Source organism: Ruegeria sp. H6 (genome assembly GCF_056532975.1).
This window is the reverse complement of sequence record NZ_JBQFOA010000009.1, coordinates 1-18,646: the sequence shown is the minus strand read 5'-3', so window position 1 is coordinate 18,646 and position 18,646 is coordinate 1. Positions and strand designations below refer to the sequence as shown.

Annotated in this window: 22 protein-coding genes and 1 pseudogene; 12 read left to right on the top strand and 11 right to left on the bottom strand. The window is 57.6% G+C overall.

Going from position 1 to position 18,646, the window contains the following annotated elements; genetic code table 11:
• Positions 1-103: 103 nt before the first annotated feature.
• Genes moaB through ACR0AG_RS14945 form a run of 4 tightly spaced genes read right to left on the bottom strand, consistent with a single transcriptional unit; the run spans position 104 to position 2,633 of the window.
• Positions 104-646 (bottom strand): molybdenum cofactor biosynthesis protein B, encoded by a 543-nt coding sequence (moaB, locus tag ACR0AG_RS14960; RefSeq protein ID WP_480840284.1) that lies wholly within the window; start codon positions 644-646, stop codon positions 104-106.
• Positions 647-652: 6 nt separating this feature from the next.
• Positions 653-1,273, bottom strand: coding sequence for a LysE family translocator (locus ACR0AG_RS14955; RefSeq protein ID WP_480840282.1), 621 nt, complete (start codon positions 1,271-1,273; stop codon positions 653-655).
• Positions 1,270-1,869, bottom strand: a complete 600-nt coding sequence (locus ACR0AG_RS14950) for a metallophosphoesterase family protein (protein ID WP_480840280.1) — start codon at positions 1,867-1,869, stop codon at positions 1,270-1,272. Before ACR0AG_RS14950 ends, ACR0AG_RS14955 begins: the two co-directional genes overlap by 4 nt.
• On the bottom strand, positions 1,869-2,633 hold the full coding sequence (locus ACR0AG_RS14945) for a uracil-DNA glycosylase (protein WP_480840278.1): 765 nt from the start codon (positions 2,631-2,633) through the stop codon (positions 1,869-1,871). Before ACR0AG_RS14945 ends, ACR0AG_RS14950 begins: the two co-directional genes overlap by 1 nt.
• A 761-nt stretch (positions 2,634-3,394) precedes the next feature.
• On the opposite strand from ACR0AG_RS14945, the gene ACR0AG_RS14940 reads away from it, so the two are divergent.
• From ACR0AG_RS14940 to ACR0AG_RS14905, 8 genes are all read left to right on the top strand, one after another.
• Positions 3,395-4,330, top strand: a complete 936-nt coding sequence (locus ACR0AG_RS14940) for an aspartate carbamoyltransferase catalytic subunit (protein ID WP_480840276.1) — start codon at positions 3,395-3,397, stop codon at positions 4,328-4,330.
• On the top strand, positions 4,327-4,842 hold the full coding sequence (locus tag ACR0AG_RS14935; protein WP_480840274.1) for a hypothetical protein: 516 nt from the start codon (positions 4,327-4,329) through the stop codon (positions 4,840-4,842). The genes ACR0AG_RS14940 and ACR0AG_RS14935 overlap by 4 nt, the downstream gene beginning before the upstream one ends.
• A complete protein-coding gene (locus ACR0AG_RS14930; RefSeq protein ID WP_480840272.1) occupies positions 4,827-5,213 on the top strand; it encodes a hypothetical protein in 387 nt (128 codons plus the stop codon). Before ACR0AG_RS14935 ends, ACR0AG_RS14930 begins: the two co-directional genes overlap by 16 nt.
• Entirely contained in the window at positions 5,210-5,662 is a 453-nt protein-coding gene (locus ACR0AG_RS14925; RefSeq protein WP_480840270.1) for a hypothetical protein, read from the top strand. Before ACR0AG_RS14930 ends, ACR0AG_RS14925 begins: the two co-directional genes overlap by 4 nt.
• Positions 5,659-6,939: a dihydroorotase gene (gene pyrC, locus ACR0AG_RS14920; protein WP_480840268.1), complete on the top strand. Its 1,281-nt coding sequence runs from the start codon at positions 5,659-5,661 to the stop codon at positions 6,937-6,939. The genes ACR0AG_RS14925 and pyrC overlap by 4 nt, the downstream gene beginning before the upstream one ends.
• Positions 6,939-7,544: a glycerol-3-phosphate 1-O-acyltransferase PlsY gene (gene plsY / locus ACR0AG_RS14915; RefSeq protein WP_480840266.1), complete on the top strand. Its 606-nt coding sequence runs from the start codon at positions 6,939-6,941 to the stop codon at positions 7,542-7,544. Before pyrC ends, plsY begins: the two co-directional genes overlap by 1 nt.
• The gene (locus tag ACR0AG_RS14910; RefSeq protein WP_480840264.1) at positions 7,541-7,816 is read left to right on the top strand and encodes a hypothetical protein; all 276 of its coding nucleotides are present in this window, start codon (positions 7,541-7,543) and stop codon (positions 7,814-7,816) included. Before plsY ends, ACR0AG_RS14910 begins: the two co-directional genes overlap by 4 nt.
• A 170-nt stretch (positions 7,817-7,986) precedes the next feature.
• Positions 7,987-8,460 carry a YHS domain-containing (seleno)protein gene (locus ACR0AG_RS14905; protein WP_480840263.1) on the top strand — a complete coding sequence of 158 codons (474 nt, stop codon included), beginning with the start codon at positions 7,987-7,989 and terminating at the stop codon, positions 8,458-8,460.
• Between the two features lie 58 nt (positions 8,461-8,518).
• Here ACR0AG_RS14905 and ACR0AG_RS14900 read toward each other — a convergent pair whose 3' ends face one another.
• The 3 genes from ACR0AG_RS14900 to ACR0AG_RS14890 form a co-directional block, all read right to left on the bottom strand.
• Positions 8,519-9,517, bottom strand: coding sequence for a quinone oxidoreductase family protein (locus tag ACR0AG_RS14900; RefSeq protein WP_480840262.1), 999 nt, complete (start codon positions 9,515-9,517; stop codon positions 8,519-8,521).
• 154 nt (positions 9,518-9,671) lie between these two features.
• Positions 9,672-10,658, bottom strand: a complete 987-nt coding sequence (locus ACR0AG_RS14895; protein WP_480840261.1) for an NAD(P)H-quinone oxidoreductase — start codon at positions 10,656-10,658, stop codon at positions 9,672-9,674.
• Positions 10,659-10,721: 63 nt separating this feature from the next.
• Positions 10,722-11,414: a COQ9 family protein gene (locus ACR0AG_RS14890; RefSeq protein ID WP_480840260.1), complete on the bottom strand. Its 693-nt coding sequence runs from the start codon at positions 11,412-11,414 to the stop codon at positions 10,722-10,724.
• Between the two features lie 112 nt (positions 11,415-11,526).
• Here ACR0AG_RS14890 and rpsU point away from each other — a divergent pair, with 112 nt between their 5' ends.
• On the top strand, positions 11,527-11,733 hold the full coding sequence (gene rpsU, locus ACR0AG_RS14885; protein WP_005614280.1) for a 30S ribosomal protein S21: 207 nt from the start codon (positions 11,527-11,529) through the stop codon (positions 11,731-11,733).
• A 118-nt stretch (positions 11,734-11,851) separates the two neighbouring features.
• Entirely contained in the window at positions 11,852-13,126 is a 1,275-nt protein-coding gene (locus ACR0AG_RS14880) for a CAP domain-containing protein (RefSeq protein WP_480840259.1), read from the top strand.
• A gap of 52 nt (positions 13,127-13,178) precedes the next feature.
• Here the strand turns inward: ACR0AG_RS14880 and ppk2 are convergent, their stop codons facing one another.
• Together ppk2 and ACR0AG_RS14870 are read right to left on the bottom strand one after the other, a co-directional pair.
• The gene (ppk2, locus tag ACR0AG_RS14875; protein WP_480840258.1) at positions 13,179-14,096 is read right to left on the bottom strand and encodes a polyphosphate kinase 2; all 918 of its coding nucleotides are present in this window, start codon (positions 14,094-14,096) and stop codon (positions 13,179-13,181) included.
• A gap of 189 nt (positions 14,097-14,285) precedes the next feature.
• A complete protein-coding gene (locus tag ACR0AG_RS14870; protein ID WP_480840257.1) occupies positions 14,286-14,744 on the bottom strand; it encodes an Lrp/AsnC family transcriptional regulator in 459 nt (152 codons plus the stop codon).
• Positions 14,745-14,881: 137 nt separating this feature from the next.
• Between ACR0AG_RS14870 and ald the strand changes: the two are divergent.
• Together ald and ACR0AG_RS14860 are read left to right on the top strand one after the other, a co-directional pair.
• Positions 14,882-16,001: pseudogene (gene ald, locus ACR0AG_RS14865) on the top strand (alanine dehydrogenase).
• 58 nt (positions 16,002-16,059) lie between these two features.
• On the top strand, positions 16,060-16,692 hold the full coding sequence (locus tag ACR0AG_RS14860) for a hypothetical protein (protein ID WP_480840256.1): 633 nt from the start codon (positions 16,060-16,062) through the stop codon (positions 16,690-16,692).
• An 802-nt stretch (positions 16,693-17,494) separates the two neighbouring features.
• Here the strand turns inward: ACR0AG_RS14860 and ACR0AG_RS14855 are convergent.
• Both ACR0AG_RS14855 and ACR0AG_RS14850 read right to left on the bottom strand, forming a co-directional pair.
• Positions 17,495-17,968, bottom strand: coding sequence for a hypothetical protein (locus ACR0AG_RS14855; protein WP_480840255.1), 474 nt, complete (start codon positions 17,966-17,968; stop codon positions 17,495-17,497).
• 5 nt (positions 17,969-17,973) lie between these two features.
• The coding region (locus ACR0AG_RS14850) for a hypothetical protein (RefSeq protein ID WP_480840254.1) at positions 17,974-18,646 on the bottom strand (673 nt) is incomplete at its 5' end.

The window sequence follows — 18,646 nt, the reverse complement described above, 5'->3', positions numbered from 1 at the left end:
CACTCAACTCCGGTCGCAAATAACTGCCTGCCGCAAATGGTAGTGGCCCGGCGAAAAATGCCAAGCCACAAAGCGGTTATGAACTGTTTAACGCGCGACCAGTCTACTTCCGTCGCAGATGTTCGTCCAATCTGGGCAATATTTCCACGAAATTGCAGGGACGGTGCCGAAAATCGAGCTGTTTTTCCAAAATGGCATCCCAGGCGTCTTTGCAGGCCCCGGGGCTGCCTGGCAGGGCAAACATATAAGTGCCCCCGGCCACGCCACCGGTGGCGCGGGACTGCACCGCCGATGTGCCGATCTTTTGCATCGACACGATGGTAAAGACGGTGCCAAAAGCATCGATCTCTTTTTCGTACACATCTCTGTGTGCTTCGACCGTCACGTCCCGGCCCGTCAACCCGGTGCCGCCGGTCGAGATCACGACATCGATACCGGGGTCCGCCACCCAGAGGCGCAACAGCGAGGCGATCTCGTTCCGCTCATCCGGGACGATCTTGCGATCCGCCAGAATGTGCCCTGCCTTTTCAATCCGGTCCACCAGGGTTTGGCCCGAGCGGTCTTCGTCCAGCGTCCGGGTGTCCGAAACTGTCAGAACAGCGATGCGGACGGGGATGAATTCAACGGCTTCGTCAATACGTGACATGCGACATCAGGCCCTTTCCAGAATGGCAAGCCGAACCGCCAGCGCGGCAAAGATGCCGCCCGTGATCCAGCCCAGAATACGAGAGGCGCGCGGGTTGCCCACCAGAATGCGCCCGGCGCCGCCTGCAAACAGACCAACAAACCCGTTCACCACAAAGCCGCCAACCGCGATGATCACGCCAAAGGTCAGGAACTGCAACAGCACCGAGCCTGCCTTGGGATCGACGAACTGGGGGATAAAGGCCAGCACGAACAGGATGACCTTGGGGTTGGTCAGGTTGACCAACACTCCGTCACGAAAGGCACGGTGCACGGGCGCTGCCGGAGCATCCGGGGCAACAGCACCGTTGCGAAAGGCACCCCAGGCCAGAAACAGCAGATAGCCCACCCCGACCCAGCGGATCACGTCGAACAGCCACGGCAAGGTTGCAACGGCTGCCCCAAGTCCAAGCCCGGCCAGAAAGACGTGGATCATCAGGCCAGCCGACACGCCTGCACTGGCCGCGATGGCGGGGCGAGGGCCAGACCGCAGGCCTTGGCCGAAACAGAACATCATATCTGCGCCGGGCGTCAGCCCAAGAACAAGTGCCGCCGGAATGAAAGCCAAAAGCGTTGCGGTTTCGATCATGGCCCCACCTCGAACCAGCTTGGTTTCGGCCCCAGATTGGCCAATTGCGTCGGCCCCAGACTGCCGCGATATCCCCAGCTGTCGTGGATATGGCCGTAAATGGCAAGCCGGGGCCGTATCCGTTCGATTGCATCGCGGATGGCGACAGAACCAACCGACTGACCGTGTGAGGTCTGATCCCCGTATCCTTTCGGCGGAGAGTGCAGGATCAGAATATCTGCACTGTCGCAGCGGCCCAGCATTTCCGCCGCAGCGCTCTCGGTCAGGTCACAAGACCAGTCGCCAAAGGGCGTCGGAGGTACACCGTACCCCAGGCCGAACAGGTGCAGGCCGTCAATATTCATGCCCGCACCGTGCAACACATGCACTCCCTCCGGGGCGGCCTCGGTCAGCTCTGTCGCACTTTCGGCATTGCCCGGCACAAGCACTAGAGGGGCGGCGATGCCCGACAGCATATCCATCGCCTCATCCAACCCTTGCCGCATGTTGCAAAAGTCTCCGGCTCCGATCACCAGATCGGCTTCGGCACTGGCCGCAACCAGATCAGCAGCGCGGCTGCACGCCATATGAAGATCGGAAAAGGCCAAAACGCGCATCATTTGGCCTCCAACCGGGCCTTCAGTTCCAGCAAATCGGCCCAGGCCTGCCGCTTCATCTGTGGCTGCCGCAACAGATAGGCCGGGTGGAACATCGGGATCACCGGCAGATCCAACGCCTGATCCCAGTTCCCGCGCAGCCGCGTGATGCCGCGTTTTCCCAAAACGGCCTGACAACTGATATTGCCCATGGCCACCAGCACTTCGGGCTTGGCCAGCGCGATGTGACGTTCAAGAAACGGCTTCATCATACCAATTTCTTCGGGTTTGGGATCCCGATTCTGCGGCGGGCGCCACGGCAGGACATTGGTGATATAGACGTTCTGTGTGCGCTCCAGATCAATCGCGGCCAGCATCCGGTCCAGCAATTGCCCGGCGCGACCGACAAAGGGTTTGCCTTCACGGTCTTCATCCCGGCCCGGGGCTTCGCCAATGATCATCACGCGCGCACCCGGGGTCCCGTCAGCAAACACCAATTGCTTGGCACCGCGCTTGAGCTCGCAAAGATCAAACGCCTCCATCGCTGCGCGCAACTCCGGCAGAGATCCCGCATCTTTTGCCACCCGCAAAGCAGCAGCAGCCGCGTCAACCGGCTTGGCTTTCGCAGGTGCCTCGGCAGGCGTTGTCGTTTTTTTAGCCCTGGGTGCGGTATCCGGCAGGGCATAGCGGTCGATGGGCACATCCCCGATGGCATCGGTTGCCCCCAATTCCACCTGCCATTCCAGCAGTGCGCGCACAGCGTGATAGTCCAACCCCGATTCCATTCCTACAATTTACCCACCTGAGGGCTGAGGGAAAGCGAATAGACCTTGCCATAGCCCGCTTCGGTACCGACCATAGGTGCCGTCATGTTTGGATGGATGCGATTCCTTGCGGTCGGCCTGCTTTTTCTTCTGACCCTGCCCCAACCTTCGGCGGCCAATCCTTTTGACAGGAACGGCCAATGCCGAGCTGGTCAGATCCAATGTGGCCGCAGTTGCTGTTCTGCCGGACAACGCTGCAGCTTTGACGGCAGATGCATTCCGCTGGGCCACACCTATTGCGGTGGTGGGCGCACCTGTGGACCGTTCGAACGCTGCGTGGCAGGCGGCACGCGCTGCGCACCCAAAGTGGCCAACAAATGCACCTCGCGCCTGGATTGTCCCGGCGGGAGTTTTTGCAACGCACGCGGCGAATGCGAGCGTACCACGCCAGAATTTGACCCCACCCCGCCGACTAAATGCGATGATGGTCTGACCTGCGCACCCGGTTCAGCCTGTTTGCCAGGTGGCGGATGCGCACGCCCCGGCTGGTTTTTATGCGAGGAAACCGGGTCACAATGCCGCCCCGGTTTCAAATGCTCTGCCCACCAGGGCTGTGTCCCGGTCAGGGCCATCGATTGCGGCTATGGCAAATGGTGCAAACCAGGCGAGCAGTGCCTGCCCGAGGGCGGATGCGAGAAACTGCCCGAAGGTGCGGAACCTTAGGTTGCCAGCCGCGCCCCGGGTTTCTATAAGCAGCCCGATTGTCAGACAGGAGCCCGCCCATGCGTTTCGCCCATCGTCACCTTCTTGGCATCGAGCATCTGTCGCAATCCGATATCACTGACATCCTGGATCTGGCCGAAAAATACGTCGAATTGAACCGCCAATCGGCCAAGCATTCCGACGTGCTGTCGGGGCTGACACAGATCAACATGTTCTTTGAAAACTCGACCCGCACGCAGGCCAGTTTTGAGATTGCAGGCAAGCGACTGGGCGCGGATGTGATGAACATGGCGATGCAGGCCAGCTCGATCAAAAAGGGTGAGACCCTGATCGACACGGCAATGACCCTGAACGCCATGCACCCTGATCTGCTGGTTGTGCGGCATCCGCATTCCGGTGCGGTCGATCTGTTGGCGCAAAAGGTTAACTGCGCGGTGCTGAACGCCGGCGACGGGCGGCATGAACATCCCACGCAGGCGCTGTTGGACGCGCTGACCATCCGCCGTGCCAAGGGCCGCCTGCACCGCCTGAACATCGCCATTTGCGGCGATGTGGCGCATTCTCGCGTCGCTCGGTCGAACCTGATCCTGCTGGGCAAGATGGAAAACCGCATCCGCCTGATCGGGCCGCCGACGCTGGTGCCCAGCCAGTTTGCGGATTTCGGAGCCGAGCTCTACGACGACATGAGCGAAGGCCTGCGGGACGTCGACGTCGTCATGATGCTGCGCCTTCAGCGCGAGCGGATGGATGGCGGATTCATCCCCTCGGAACGCGAATACTATCACCGCTACGGGTTGGACGCCGCCAAGCTGGCATTGGCCAAGCCGGACGCCATCGTCATGCATCCCGGCCCGATGAACCGGGGCGTCGAAATCGACGGAACCTTGGCGGACGACATCAACCGATCCGTCATTCAGGAACAGGTCGAAATGGGCGTTGCCGTCCGCATGGCCGCGATGGAACTGCTGGCGCGCAACCAAAGAGAGGCCGCATGAGCGATCTGACTGTCGCCCCCCATGAACGCGGCGTGATCCGCCTGTTCGCGCTGAACATGCGCCCGGAAGAGGCGAAGTTCCTGCGCGAACCGGGTGCCGCGGCTCAGGTGTTGGGCGTTGACGGGTTGGACCCGGATCAGATCGACATCTTCCCGGTCTCCGACCTCGAAGACCTTGGACTGTTTGGCTACCTGAACGAGGGATGCGGCGTGTCAGAGGATCAACTGGACCGCACCGCACTTGAAGCGGTTGATGGCTGGGTCATGGCCCTGCGCAGCGCTGCCTTTGGCGGGCATGCTGCAACGCTGAAACCGGACCCGCGCCTGCAACTGATCGGGCTGTTTACCGAAGAGGCCTCCAATTGGTCGGGTGGCACGATTGAGGCCGAAAGCGCCAAACCGTTTTCGGCCCCGCAGACCCCACCAGAGGACCGCCCCCGCCGTATCGGATCAGCCGTTTTGGCCCTGTTCATTCTTCTGGCGATCGGAGGCGCGCTGTGGCTGATCCTGTGACTTTCACCCCCGACAAAGGCGCCTATGTCCGCACCAATGCGTGGCTTGCCGCAGGCGCGATGGCCGCGGCAATGATCGTTCTGTGGCTGGTCGGCAATCCTTATGTCTGGACCGGCGCGCCGGCCGGGCTGGCCGCTGTAGGACTGCGCGCATGGTATCTCGCCTCAGAGGAATTGGTCGCCAACTGGGAAATGTCCGACACCACCCTGACCGGTCCCGGCCCGCGCAAAGTGCCGCTGAACCAGGTGCAGGCCGTGAACGTGTTGGGCAGTTTTGTTCAGATCGTTACCAAGGGCGGCGACAAGCACCTGATCAAGTATCAAGCCGATCCCGCCGCGACCAAAGCCACGATCGAGAGGGCTTTGGGATGAGCGGTGAATGGTGGCGGGAATACATTCCAGACCAGGAAAAGGTTCTGTGGTTCGGGCGACCTCATCACGGGTATTTCCCACCTCGCGTCGGCTGGGCCTATGGAATTCTGATCTTTTTTCTGGTGGTCGCCTGGCTCGCCAGCCCCTGGTTCGCCGATACTGTCCGGGACTATTCCAAGCTGTTTGGATGCACTGTATTATTGGGATTTCTCATGTGGTGGGACCGTTTGATACGATCCCGACGTGTTTATGTCGTCACAGGGCAAAACGTCTGGTGGATCAGCGGGATATTCAAGCCAAAGAGCCTGCCCGTGACCCCCAAATTGACCTTCTACCGCAGCGGCGGAAACATTGTGTTTTCCCGCTTGCGATTCCTTGTCTTTGAATACCTGTCCGACCCAGAGGCCGCCATGGTGGCACTCACCCAAGCCCGAGAGGCCTCAGCATGACTTCGTTCGTTCTCACCAACGCCCGCCTGATCGACCCCGAGGCCGGGACTGACAGCCCCGGTTGGTTGCAGGTCACCGATGGCCGGATCGCTGCGCGCGGCGCGGGCGATGCTCCGGCCACAGATGCGCGGGTGATCTATTGCGGCGGGCAATGTCTTGCCCCTGGGATCGTTGATATCGGTGTCAAAGTGTGCGAGCCGGGCGAGCGGCACAAGGAAAGCTACAAATCCGCAGGCCTTGCGGCGGCTGCCGGGGGAGTGACTACCATTGTGACCCGGCCCGACACGCTTCCTGCGGTCGACACACCGGAAACGCTGGAGTTCGCCACCCGCCGCGCGCAGGCGGATGCTCCGGTGAACGTCCTGCCCATGGCCGCGCTGACCAAAGGGCGTGACGGGCGCGAGATGACCGAGATCGGGTTCTTGCAGGACGCAGGCGCCGTTGCATTCACCGATTGCGATCATGTTGTCACCGATACCAAAGTATTCTCGCGGGCGCTGACCTATGCGAAATCCTGTGGCGCACTGGTGATTGCCCATCCGCAGGATCCGGGCCTCAGCGCAGGGGCGGCTGCGACCAGTGGCAAATTCGCGGCCTTGCGCGGGCTACCTGCGGTTTCACCCATGGCCGAACGCATGGGACTGGACCGCGACATTGCGCTGCTTGAGATGACCGGGGCGGCCTATCACGCCGATCAGATCACGACCGCGCGCGCCCTGCCCGCCCTTGAACGCGCTAAGCGCAACGGGTTGGACATCACGGCGGGAACCTCGATCCACCATCTGACACTGAACGAGCTGGACGTGGCTGACTATCGCACCTTCTTCAAGGTCAAGCCGCCGCTGCGGTCCGAGGATGACCGGCAAGCGGTGATCGACGCGGTGCGCAGTGGGCTGATCGACACGATCAGTTCGATGCACACACCTCAGGACGAAGAAAGCAAACGGCTGCCATTTGAAGAAGCGGCCTCGGGCGCGGTCGCGTTGGAGACTTTGCTGCCCGCAGCTTTGCGGCTGTATCATGCCGAGCAGCTGGATCTGCCGACCCTCTTCCGCGCCATGGCCCTGAACCCCGCCAAACGGTTGGGCTTGGACAGTGGCCGCTTGTCGGTTGGTGCCCCTGCCGATCTGGTCCTGTTCGACCCGGATGTGCCCTTTGTGCTGGATCGTTTCACCCTGAAATCGAAGTCGCAGAATACGCCGTTTGACGGCCAGCGGATGCAAGGTAAGGTCAGCGCAACTTTTGTTGCAGGCCAAGACGTTTACCGGAGACCCTGATGCCAGAACTCGACAATACAACAACGCAGCTGATCCTTTGGGCTGCGGCTGGCTACCTCATGGGGTCGATCCCGTTTGGGATGGTGATTGCGCGGTTCATGGGCCTGGGTAATCTGCGCAACATAGGGTCGGGCAACATTGGCGCAACCAATGTATTGCGCACCGGCAACAAGATCGCGGCGCTGCTGACGCTGTTGCTGGATGGGGCCAAAGGTGCGGTTGTTGTTCTGCTGGCACGCGAATTGGCCGGTGAAGACGCGGCGCAGGTCAGCGCGTTGGCGGCACTCATGGGGCATTGCTTTCCCTTCTGGCTGAACTTCAAGGGCGGCAAAGGGGTTGCCACGTTCCTGGGCCTCTGGTTGGCATTGGATTGGAAAGTTGGTGTCGCCTGTTGTCTGACATGGCTTGTCGCCGCAGCGATCACGCGCATCTCTTCGATCGGGGCGTTGGCGGCGGCTGCGTTATCGACAACCTGGATCATGGTGATTGGGGATGGACGGACCTTTATCCTGGGCATCATCCTGACGTTGGTGGTCTATTGGCGCCACAGCGAGAACATCGCGCGGATCCGGGCAGGGACAGAGCCCAAAATCGGCAGATCGTGACCGCCTCGGACAAGTTCCTGAGCGCATTTCTGGCTTTGCCGTCAGTCACGTTTTATGGGCGCGCGGGTGGCAAAACCTATGTCATCTGCCGAACGACCTTTGCGGGCGGCAGATCATTCAAGCTGGTGGCCCATGAATTGGGCGGGCCAGACTATATCAGCCTGAACCTCTATCTGACACGGCAAAGCGGTGCCCTTTTGCGCCCCTGCGAAATGCCCCCCGAAAAGGTTGTGGCCTTTGTGCTAGCTCTCATCCCCGACGTGCAGAAATGAACAGATGCTATTCGCCGCTGCACAATCACAATTGATTGCTTTGAACGTGATCCGCTCGTTTCCCAATTGGGTTCTGTGGCGGCCAATTGACGGCCTCGCGAAAACAAATCCGGTTCGCCGGAGCAAAATTCAGGTGCTCGAACGCGGGCCTTTTCACGAAAGGTGAAACCATGAACAAGATCAAATCCCTCATCGGCGGTGTCGCACTGTCTGTTGCAGTTGCAAGTACGGCCCTGGCCGCAGGCGTTGAACTGAACGCAAGCTCGACCGGTCTGGCGCTGCAAGGTTATGACCCGGTTGCTTACTTCACGGTTGGCGAAGCGACCAAAGGTGACTACCGGATCACCACGCTGCATAACGACGCGCTGTACCGCTTTGCTTCGGAAGAAAACAAAGCCGCCTTCGAAGAGAACCCAGAAGCATACCTGCCGGCCTATGGCGGCTACTGTGCATTCGGCACCGCGATGGGCTTCAAATTCGACGGTGACCCGAACTACTGGAAAATCGTTGACGACAAGCTGTACCTGAACCTGTCGGCAGACATTCAGGAACGCTGGGAAGGTGACATCCCCGGCTTTAACCAGCAAGCTGACGCGAACTGGAAAAACATCGCGGACAAATCGCCCGCAGAACTGCAACAGTAAGTCACTGTTCACAGGTTCGAATTCAGGCGGCGAGGGCTCTCCCTCGCCGCTTTTTTAATCAGGGTTCCAGGACAGTGCTGCCAGTGGTTTGCCGCGCCTCCAGCACGCGATGGGCCTCGGCCACCTGGCCCAATGGAAAATGTTGGTCTACGTGGATTTTAACCTCGCGACCATCCACCTTACCAAACAGGCGTCGCGCCATCGCCTGACAGATGCCGTGATCCGAGATATGCGTGAACAGGGTCGGGCGTGTCAGCTTCAGCGATCCTTTCTGGGCAAGAACACCAAGATCAACCGGTGGCACCGGACCCGAGGCGTTCCCGAATGAGATCATCATTCCCAGCGGTTTCAGACAATCGAGCGACCCTTGAAACGTATCCGCACCAACCGAGTCCATGACGGCGTCAACACCTTTGCCGCCGGTAATCTCGGCGACGCGTTCCGCGAAGTTCTCGGTCCTGTAGTTGATGCAATGCGCAGCACCATTGAACTGCGCCAGGCTGCATTTTTCATCCGTCCCGGCGGTTCCGATCAGCTTGATGCCTTCGGATTTGGCCCATTGGCAGGCGATCAGGCCAACCCCACCGGCGGCGGCGTGGAACAAAACCGTATCCCCGCGTTTCAGCGGGGTGGTGCGGTGGAAGAGGTATTCAACCGTCATCCCCTTGAGCATCATGGCCGCCGCCGTTCGGAACGAGATACTTTCCGGCAAGGGACAGACCTGAGCCGCAGGCATCACGCGAGCTTCGCAATAGGCACCAGACGGAGCCGCCGCATATGCCGCGCGCTGCCCGGAGCTGAGATGTGTCACGCCATCGCCAACGGCCTCGATAACCCCGGCGGCCTCCATCCCCAGCGCATGGGGCAATTCCATCGGATAAAGCCCGCTGCGCTGATACACGTCGATGAAATTCAAGCCACAGGCATGATGGCGAATGCGCACCTCACCCGGACCGGGATCGCCGACGGGGCGGTCCTCGATCCTCAGGACTTCGGGGCCACCGGTTTCATGGATGACGATCGTTCGCGCGGTTTGCTGCAATGTTGCCTCCCTCATGGTTTGCAACAAAGCTAACACGCCTGCAGATCAGAGCAATCCATGCGATACCGGACCATCGGTCACAAAACCCGGCCCTGACAGCCCCGTTCCCCTAAAGGTTGTTACGGCAGGCCGAGCAACACCTTTTTCACCCGCCCCTTGGCCGCAGCGCTTAACCCGAAACTTTCAGAACGATCTTGCCGATATGGCCCGAGCTTTCCATTCGTGTATGCGCCGCAGCGGCGTCTGCCAGGTCAAATTCGCTGTCCATCACCGGGGCAATCTTGCCCGCTTCCAAAAGCGGCCAAACCGCCTCGTGCAGGTCCTGCGCGATGCGTGCCTTTGCCAGATCACTTTGGGGACGCAGGGTACTGCCGGTCAGGGTCAGCCGTTTGACCATCATCAGGGCAAAATTCAGCTCGACCACCGGCCCTTGCAGAAACGCGATCTGGACCAGCCGCCCATCTTCGGCCAGCGTTTTGACGTTGCGCGGGATGTAATCACCACCAACCATGTCGAGGATCAGGTTCGCCCCTCCTTCGGCACGCAAGACAGCGACAAAATCTTCGGTCTTGTAGTTGATCGCCTTCTCGGCACCCAAACGGACGCAAGCGGCGCATTTTTCATCCGACCCGGCGGTGGCAAAGACACGCGCACCAAAGGCGTTTGCCAATTGAATCGCGGTTGTTCCGATCCCGCTGGAGCCGCCATGTATCAAAATCCGCTCGCCCGCTTTCAACCCCCCGCGCGTGAAGACATTCGACCAGACGGTAAAGAAGGTTTCGGGCAAGCATGCAGCCTCTTTCATGCCCATTCCAGCCGGTACGGGCAGACAATGAGCTGCGGGCGTCGCCACATAATCGGCATAGCCGCCTCCGGGAAGCAAGGCGCATACCTTGTCGCCAACGGCCAGCCCTTCGACACCGGCGCCCAGTGCAACAACTTCGCCCGACGCTTCAAGCCCGGGCAGATCACTGGCCCCCGGGGGCGGATCATAGGCCCCTGCACGCTGCAGCGCGTCCGGGCGATTGACACCGGCATAAGCCACCTTCAAAACCACTTGCCCGTGTCCGGGCTCTGGCACCGGACGCTCAGTCAGTTGCAGCACGTCCGGCCCGCCCGGCGTGGTAATTTCAACAGCGCGCATCATCTGGGTCATGAGCAAGTCTCCTTTGCCCAATGCCTAGCAGGCATCCGGTGAAAGGCCCAGATACAACTGAACTTACTTGCGCGGATTCAGCATACCCGGCAAATCGGCGCGCACCTTGAGCGGCGGTTTGATCTGACCCGCCAGCCAGTTGGGCACCGCCAGGAAAGGTTTGAAAAGCGGATTGCCGTTTACCTGTGCCTTCAGTTTTTCAAACTGCATGACACCTTCGATGCGACGGTCCAGAAACTCCCAGGTTCGCTGGTGATCAGGACTGTCATCGCCCAGCCAGAATAGCAGGGTCGAGGAATACACCGCCGACAGAGTTGCGCGTTTGGTGTACCAGTTCACGTCGTTCGAGCTGTCACCCAAAGCCTCCCAAATCTGGTCGCATGTGCCCCAGACGGCCTTGGCCCCATCAGCGGCATGCATCGGCAAAGCAAACAGCGTCACGCCACGGCGCACGGCTTCTTTGTCCGGCACAGCCTCAAGCCGGAACCGGACGGCAGCAGCAATCTTTTCGCGAAACTTCAGCCCGCTCAGATCTTCGGTCTTGATCCGGTCAATCATGACCGCATCGCCACGCGCGTGAAAGGCCAGCGCCATGTCAACGGCACCGCGCGGGCAGATCGCGCGCGCCAGGCCTTCGTCGATATTGCAATCCGCAATCGCGGCGCGAAAGCTGGTTTCGGACCATCCATCAAAGGGGACATGATCCAGCATTGCAACCAACAAATGCTCTTTGGTGTCTTCATATGTCACGGTCATGGCGGTTCTCCGGGGTTCTGGGACCAGTACTAGACAAGTTAGGAGCGCTTTGCTATACGCCCACTTCCTGCAATTTCCTTGCAACTCTATCTAGAAAGGTGGTGACAACCACATGCAGGTTAGTGTTCGCGACAATAACGTCGATCAGGCGCTTCGTGCCCTGAAGAAAAAGCTGCAGCGCGAAGGCGTGTTCCGTGAAATGAAGCTGAAGCAACATTTCGAGAAACCGTCCGAGAAGAAAGCGCGCGAAAAAGCTGAAGCGATCCGCCGTGCCCGTAAACTGGCACGCAAGAAAGCCCAGCGCGAAGGTCTGCTCTAAGCACCTGACGCTCGTCCAGCTTTGGATGACACTATTTGACGACCCCCGAGGCATCGCCCGGGGGTTTGTCGTTTTAAGGCCCTGCCTGTGAGGCCACAATCGGTGCGGCCTGACGCCCATGCGCATCAATGCGCAAATTTCTGCACAGCCAATCTCAACTTGTGGTGGTAATTCGCCAACTGAACTTGAGGGCAGAATTGTGACTTTCTGCCGCCCAATTCTCGCCATTAATGTCCGCACAAATAACACAGACCACTGGAGGCAGGATAGAATCATGTCTGTTGCTAGCAACCTAGAACGGGAAATGCTTGCGCTTGTGAATGCAGAGCGCGCTAAAGATGGCTTAGCCCCATTAAGACTTGAACTCAGGCTGAATGATGCGGCCGAAGACCATAGCGACTGGATGCTGCGCACCAACACGTTCGACCATACGGGCGTCGGCGGATCCAACCCAGGCGACCGGATGCGGGACGCGGGCTTTCAGTTTTCCGGCAGTTGGACCTGGGCCGAAAACATCGCCTATCAAAGCCCCAGAGGCGCAGCAGGGTATTCCGACGATGTGGAGGACCTCCACAACGCCCTTATGAACAGTCCGGGACACCGCGCGAACATTCTGAACCCAAATGTCGAAGTGATCGGGATCGGGATCGAAATCGGTGAGTTCAACGGTAGAACCGTGATCATCGTCACGCAAAAATTTGCGGCAACCTCGGCCCCTCTTCAGATTGACAATGGCGGTAGCTCCGGTTCGGATACATCCACACCAGAACCCAAATTTGTCGAGCCGAATGAGGGCGGGAACAGCAAAGACAACTTCCTGGTCCTTAAAAAAGGCGAATCGGGCAAACTGGACGGTGGTGCAGGTGACGACACGCTTGTGGGACGCGGCGGCAAAGACAAACTGTTCGGCCGCGATGGCGACGACGTGCTGCGCGGCAAAGGTGGAAACGACGTCCTGAAAGGCCACGGCGATGACGACCGTTTGGCTGGAAACGGCGGGCGCGACAAACTGTTTGGCGGCAGTGGGGATGACTCATTGAAAGGTGGCGGAGGCCACGACAAGCTGGCAGGCGGCAGCGGTAACGATACCCTCCGAGGCGGCGGCGGCAAAGACAAGATCGACGGCGGCAGCGGCGAAAACTATCTGTTCGGCGGCGGCGGCGCGGATGACTTTATCTTTAAAACCGGGATCAGCATCATTGGCGATTTCGGTCGGGGCAATGATCAGATCTCACTGAAAAAGAACAAAGAGATCAAGTCGTTCAAGGATCTGCGCAAGAACCATTGGGAGCAAGATGGCGACGACGTCGTGATCGATGATGGCGCGGGCAATATTTTGACCATCGAAGACACGCTTCTGGCCGAACTCGACCGCGGTGATTTTATCTTCTGATCCCTATCTTCGGATCAGAAAACCAGAAAAGCACCCCAACCGGGGCGCTTTTTCAATAGATCTTGGGGACGTGCAGATCGTCCGGCAAAACACGACGTTCGTATTCCGGGTTATAGCGCCGATCAGGCAAATTGACCTTTTCATGCGGAACATCGTCATAGGGTATCTTTGTCAGAAGATGCTCGATACAGTTCAGACGCTCTCGCTTCTTGTCATTGCCTTCGACGATATACCACGGTGCTTCGGGGATATTGGTGCGGAACAGCATGTCTTCTTTGGCTTTGGTATAGGCCTCCCACCGGATGCGGGATTCCAGGTCCATCGGTGACAGCTTCCACTGTTTCATCGGATCGTGAATGCGCATGAGAAATCGCAATTGCTGTTCCTCATCCGTAATCGAGAACCAGTATTTCAGCAAAATGATCCCCGACCGCACCAGCATCCGTTCAAATTCGGGAACGTCCTGAAAGAACTGTTCCACCTGATCTTCATTGGCAAAGCCCATGACACGCTCGACCCCGGCGCGGTTGTACCAGGACCGGTCAAACAGCACGATTTCGCCCGCAGCGGGCAAATGCGGAACGTAGCGCTGAAAATACCATTGGCTTTGCTCGCGGCGGCTGGGCGCGGGCAAGGCCACCACACGCGCCACACGCGGGTTCAGACGTTGAGTGATCCGCTTGATCACTCCCCCCTTGCCCGCGCTGTCGCGGCCTTCGAACAGAATACAGACCTTGGCGCCCGTGTGCTGTACCCAGTCCTGAACCTTGATCAACTCGGCCTGCAGGCGCAGAAGATTGCGGAAATAGACTTTGCGATCCAGCATGTCGGGATGCTGATCCTTGTAGATCTTTCGGATTTCCATCGAAAGCATGGGTTCGCTGAACTCGATCTCAAAGTCTTCGTCCAGTGTGTCTTCCAACTCGGCTTCCAGCCATTCCTGGGCAGGGTCGTGCGTGTCTTGTGCCAAGGGCTGCTCCTTATCTGTCGCCGGGTTCGGACCCTATCCGAGATGTGTACACAGCAAATGTCACTGGGAAACACCAGGCGGGTCACGGGAACCGGGGTCAATAAATTCGTTATGCTTAGAATGTGACTGCGGATGACCCGAGTTACAAGCGACCGAATTGACGCAATCAAACAGATCGGTCGGGCAAGCTTAGACCGGCAGCGCGGTCGTCTTGAAGACGGTACGCAATGCAAATGAGCTTTGCATTTGCGCAACCCCCGGCAGACGGGACAGATATTGCCGGTGGATACGCGCAAAGTCTTCCGTGTTTTCGGCCACAACTTTCAGAACATAGTCCGCGGTCCCCGCCATCAGGTGGCATTCCAGAACGTCGGGAATTCGGGCCACCGCCTTTTCAAACGCATCCAACACTTCTTCCGCCTGCCCCTGCAGCGTGATCTCGACAAATACGGTGGTGGGGACATTCAGTTTCCGGGCATCCAGCAGGGCAACATAGTCTTTGATATACCCTTCCGCCTCAAGACGCTGAACCCGTCGGTGACAGGCCGATGGGGACAGATTGGCCTGTTCAGAGAGGTCCGAATTCGACATGCGGCCCTTGCGCTGCAGCGCGGCCAGAATCTTCCGATCTGTTGTATCTAGACTCATTTGCGCACATCCATTGCGTCTGTTGGCTGATTTGACGAACAATCTCCCACAGTTTTCAGAAATCGCAAGCAGGGTTTCACAAAAATTGCATCCGGTATTGCACATAATTTAGGCAGTTTATGAACGGAGAACTCCCAATGAAAATCGGCTGCCCCAAGGAAATCAAACCTCAGGAATTCCGTGTTGGTGTAACCCCAAACGCGGCAGGCGAGGCGGTTGCACGCGGTCACGAGGTAATCATCGAAACCAATGCCGGCGTCGGATCAGGTTTTGACAACGAAGCCTATGTCGCCGCTGGCGCACGTATCGTTGACACCGCAGCAGAGGTGTTTGCAACCGCCGACATGATCGTCAAGGTCAAGGAACCGCAAGCGGGTGAGCGTAAGATGCTGCGCGAGGGCCAGTTGCTCTTTACCTACTTGCATCTTGCCCCCGACCCGGATCAGACCAACGACCTGCTGGCCTCTGGCTGCACAGCGATTGCGTATGAAACCGTGACCGACGCCAATGGTGGCCTGCCTCTGCTGGGCACCGATGTCCGAGGTCGCAGGCCGTCTGGCCCCGCAGGTGGGCTCATGGACGCTGCAAAAGGCCAATGGCGGTCGCGGCGTTCTGATGGGCGGCGTGCCCGGTGTCGGCCCGGCCAAAGTTGTTGTGATCGGCGGCGGTGTGGTCGGCACCCACGCGGCGCAGATCGCGGCGGGCATGGGCGCGGATGTCACCGTTCTCGACCGCTCTCTGCCCCGTTTGCGGTATCTGGATGACGTATTTGGTGGCCGGTTCAAAAACCAGTACTCGACAGCAGGTGCAACCGCCGAACTGATCCAGGACGCCGATATGGTGATCGGCGCGGTTCTGATCCCTGGTGCCGCCGCCCCGAAACTTGTGGCACGCGAACAGTTCGCGACCATGAAGCCCGGTGCAGTTCTGGTGGATGTTGCTATCGACCAGGGCGGGTGTTTCGAGACATCGAGGGCAACAACCCATGCCGATCCGATCTACGAGGTCGATGGCATCATGCATTATTGCGTCGCAAACATGCCGGGCGCCGTAGCGCGCACCTCGACCATCGCGCTGAGCAACGCCACCATGCCGTTCATGCTGTCCCTGGCGGACAAAGGCTGGAAACAGGCCTGTCAGGATGACCCACACCTGCTGAACGGTCTAAACGTCCACGCCGGTCAACTGACCAGCGTCCCGGTCGGCAAAGCATTGGGTATCGACGTCATATCCCCCGCCCTCGCCGCAAAATCCTGAATAAAGCAAAAGGCCCCTTCTGGGGGCCTTTTTCGTTTGGATTGCGACACAGCCAGCTTTGTTGCAAACGCCGCTACCAAGCGTACTCAAATGGAAAAAGAGTGAGCAGACGTATATTGCAAACAGGAAGTGCTTTGATCGGCCAATTCAGGAAGCTGCGGATTTGGCCTTGATGCTTCTAGAGACATTCAATCGGAGTAGTACCGATGAGCGTAGCGCGGCGACTGACTACATTTACGACATCTACAACTTGGGGCGTGCGATCTTTGGAATCCGGACGATGATGGCAAAAGGCCCTCAGACCGTTCCGAACGACTGGTTGCTCCGGCGTGAGATTGCACGAGCCCGGAGAAACGTCTTGGAGCGTTTCCCAAACCTACTGAACCAGCGCATGGTCCACGAAGGTTTTAACGCACTAGAAGCCCTCCTTGACCTTGCCGGCGGTATGGAGGCGCTGGAAAAAAGAGGGGCTCGGACCAAAGCTCTTGCTATCTCCCATTTCTTTCAAAACATGCTGCACAACATCTATGTCGGTTCACAGTTCGGCCTCTTGGATATTGATCGGGCCTTGGGAATTCGTCCGGTAGCGCCAATTGCCCTACCCACGATCCGGATCAAAGGTTGCTCATATAGTTTGCGCTCACGTTGCCTGACTGCGAGTTTCCAATACACCATTGTCAGACTACTATAGAATTCGCCACCGGAAACCCATAGTTATTGCATTGGTAGTTGGCACCAACTTCATTTGATTGGGTCAGATTGTTGGGGCAACTCTAGCGGACTTTGTATCGCACTAGTAAGCCCGTGGTTTTTTCTTCTGTGGAAAATAATGTGAGCGGGAAAGCGAGTTCACCTCAAAGCCAGCATGCTTCGTTTCAAGGCCTTCCTTTCAATGCTTGTGCATGTTTTTTGCGCGATTATCTGTACCTGAGAGACCAGTCTGATACGGAAAGCTATGAGTCGCTGTTCTAGGAGTACATACAATTGCTTTTGTGTCCACGAAACCCGCGTCAAAATGACCAGAATCTAGATACGTAACTAGACAAGAGCCTTTTCAGCTTTTTCCTTGCAGTTTAGTAGATAGCATTATTCGCATTGCCTCCGCAGAGATCCTCGCCTTATCAATCAGATTGAAGAAATGCGGGTGAGTGGACCCTGAACCGCAAGCGGCAACAAATTGGTATGCTGTCAGATCGTGTCCTGATTCATTGCTGCAATCTTTGTTATACGAATCTTGCTTAAATCCTTAACGCACAAATTGATTGCGGTTGAGTAGTTGGACGGAAAGAAGAAAAAACGACCGTGATGAGCCGGGCCGGGTGAATGAGGGCAGTGACCAATCGGGCGGTGCATTTAGCTCAAGCCAAGTACAGAAAACAGCGAGTTGCGTGGCCGGAATGCGGCTTTGCCGAAAAAGCGTCATTTCTGTTGCGCCGCGTTTCGAGCTCATCTGTTTTCACTTTTACACTGTGACTACTGGACTCTGGACTATATCACGTTGGCCCTATTCCATTGGCGCTTGCTACCATCTGCCCCAATTCCTTTATTCGATGCTTCAGATCGAGAATTTCAAAGTCGACGGCATCGCTCTGACTGCAAACGATTGTAGCGGCTCCAACTTTGTCGCCAGCTTTGTATATGTTTTCTGCGCCCAACTTTGCGACTCTGCGCTCAAAATAGAAAGAATGATCATAGGGGCCACCAGCAGATGGTGCGCCGTAGATCCGTGGGTGACGCGCCTTTAAGGCCTTTTGCAATTGCTCATGTGGGACATAGTTCTCGATTTCGCGTCCCTTCGTAACCCAGACAATCCCCCCGTTCTTGGACAATTCATTTTTAATACGATTTGCCGCGCGTTTCAGTTTTGAACGCGGATTGTCTTTGTCGCTATCAATAACAACTGCAATATTTCGGTTAAGGTTTCGCAGACCGATAAAGTCATCGATTGCACTGTCATCGGCACTCAAATGGTTCAAGAGGCCGCCAGCGTAGAACATAATTGAATAGTGCAGAACGCTGCGATCAAAACGACCTCATGGATTCCTGTGCCCAGTGAAGAAAGCGGCAACACCTTCCCATCCATATGCACAATCAGATGCCTTCGATGGTTGGGGATCTCCAACTGTGCTTCTGGTTTACCTGTAACTACTCGTACAAATTCATTGATCTTATTAAAGAGGGCTTTTTGTTCGCGCTCGTGAAAATCCGGATTTTGAAGTTCAGCAAGGTGCTTGATTAAACCTTTTCCAGAAAGATCATCAAAAGCTTCATCCCCTTCACCAATTTGTCGTTTGGCGGGGATCAACATTCGTTCGGGAAGTTCAAGAGAGAACCCTTCAGTCACCTCACGAAGTACACCCTGAGCCGCGTGAAACGCATTTGTTTGGCGCACGAGACCAAACAGTTTTGTAAGCTCATTCCACTGCTCAAAGTCTAGCCCAAAGTCATAATTCTTAGTGTACACCTCAGGGCATAGATTTGGCTTTTTTCTATTTGAAACAGCGTCGATCCATATACCCCCCAAGTATACCAGTCGCTTAGCTATCGCGGAACCTGAGCCTCCCCAACTGAACTGGTCCACCGTTATGTTTAGGAAACGGAGGACCACGAATGGCAAACAAGAGACCGAAGCCCGAAGAGATTGT

Excerpts from the sequence above, each read along its gene's own strand:
- plsY (WP_480840266.1), top strand. The coding sequence starts at position 6,939 with ATGCCAGAACTCGACAATACAACAACGCAGCTGATCCTTTGGGCTGCG.
- moaB (WP_480840284.1), bottom strand. The coding sequence starts at position 646 with ATGTCACGTATTGACGAAGCCGTTGAATTCATCCCCGTCCGCATCGCT.
- ACR0AG_RS14870 (WP_480840257.1), bottom strand. The coding sequence starts at position 14,744 with ATGAGTCTAGATACAACAGATCGGAAGATTCTGGCCGCGCTGCAGCGC.
- ACR0AG_RS14890 (WP_480840260.1), bottom strand. The coding sequence starts at position 11,414 with ATGACCGTGACATATGAAGACACCAAAGAGCATTTGTTGGTTGCAATG.
- ACR0AG_RS14945 (WP_480840278.1), bottom strand. The coding sequence starts at position 2,633 with ATGGAATCGGGGTTGGACTATCACGCTGTGCGCGCACTGCTGGAATGG.
- pyrC (WP_480840268.1), top strand. The coding sequence starts at position 5,659 with ATGACTTCGTTCGTTCTCACCAACGCCCGCCTGATCGACCCCGAGGCC.
- ACR0AG_RS14925 (WP_480840270.1), top strand. The coding sequence starts at position 5,210 with ATGAGCGGTGAATGGTGGCGGGAATACATTCCAGACCAGGAAAAGGTT.
- ACR0AG_RS14880 (WP_480840259.1), top strand. The coding sequence starts at position 11,852 with ATGCGCATCAATGCGCAAATTTCTGCACAGCCAATCTCAACTTGTGGT.
- ACR0AG_RS14905 (WP_480840263.1), top strand. The coding sequence starts at position 7,987 with ATGAACAAGATCAAATCCCTCATCGGCGGTGTCGCACTGTCTGTTGCA.
- ACR0AG_RS14935 (WP_480840274.1), top strand. The coding sequence starts at position 4,327 with ATGAGCGATCTGACTGTCGCCCCCCATGAACGCGGCGTGATCCGCCTG.
- ACR0AG_RS14940 (WP_480840276.1), top strand. The coding sequence starts at position 3,395 with ATGCGTTTCGCCCATCGTCACCTTCTTGGCATCGAGCATCTGTCGCAA.
- ACR0AG_RS14895 (WP_480840261.1), bottom strand. The coding sequence starts at position 10,658 with ATGACCCAGATGATGCGCGCTGTTGAAATTACCACGCCGGGCGGGCCG.
- ACR0AG_RS14900 (WP_480840262.1), bottom strand. The coding sequence starts at position 9,517 with ATGAGGGAGGCAACATTGCAGCAAACCGCGCGAACGATCGTCATCCAT.
- ACR0AG_RS14955 (WP_480840282.1), bottom strand. The coding sequence starts at position 1,273 with ATGATCGAAACCGCAACGCTTTTGGCTTTCATTCCGGCGGCACTTGTT.
- rpsU (WP_005614280.1), top strand. The coding sequence starts at position 11,527 with ATGCAGGTTAGTGTTCGCGACAATAACGTCGATCAGGCGCTTCGTGCC.
- ACR0AG_RS14950 (WP_480840280.1), bottom strand. The coding sequence starts at position 1,869 with ATGCGCGTTTTGGCCTTTTCCGATCTTCATATGGCGTGCAGCCGCGCT.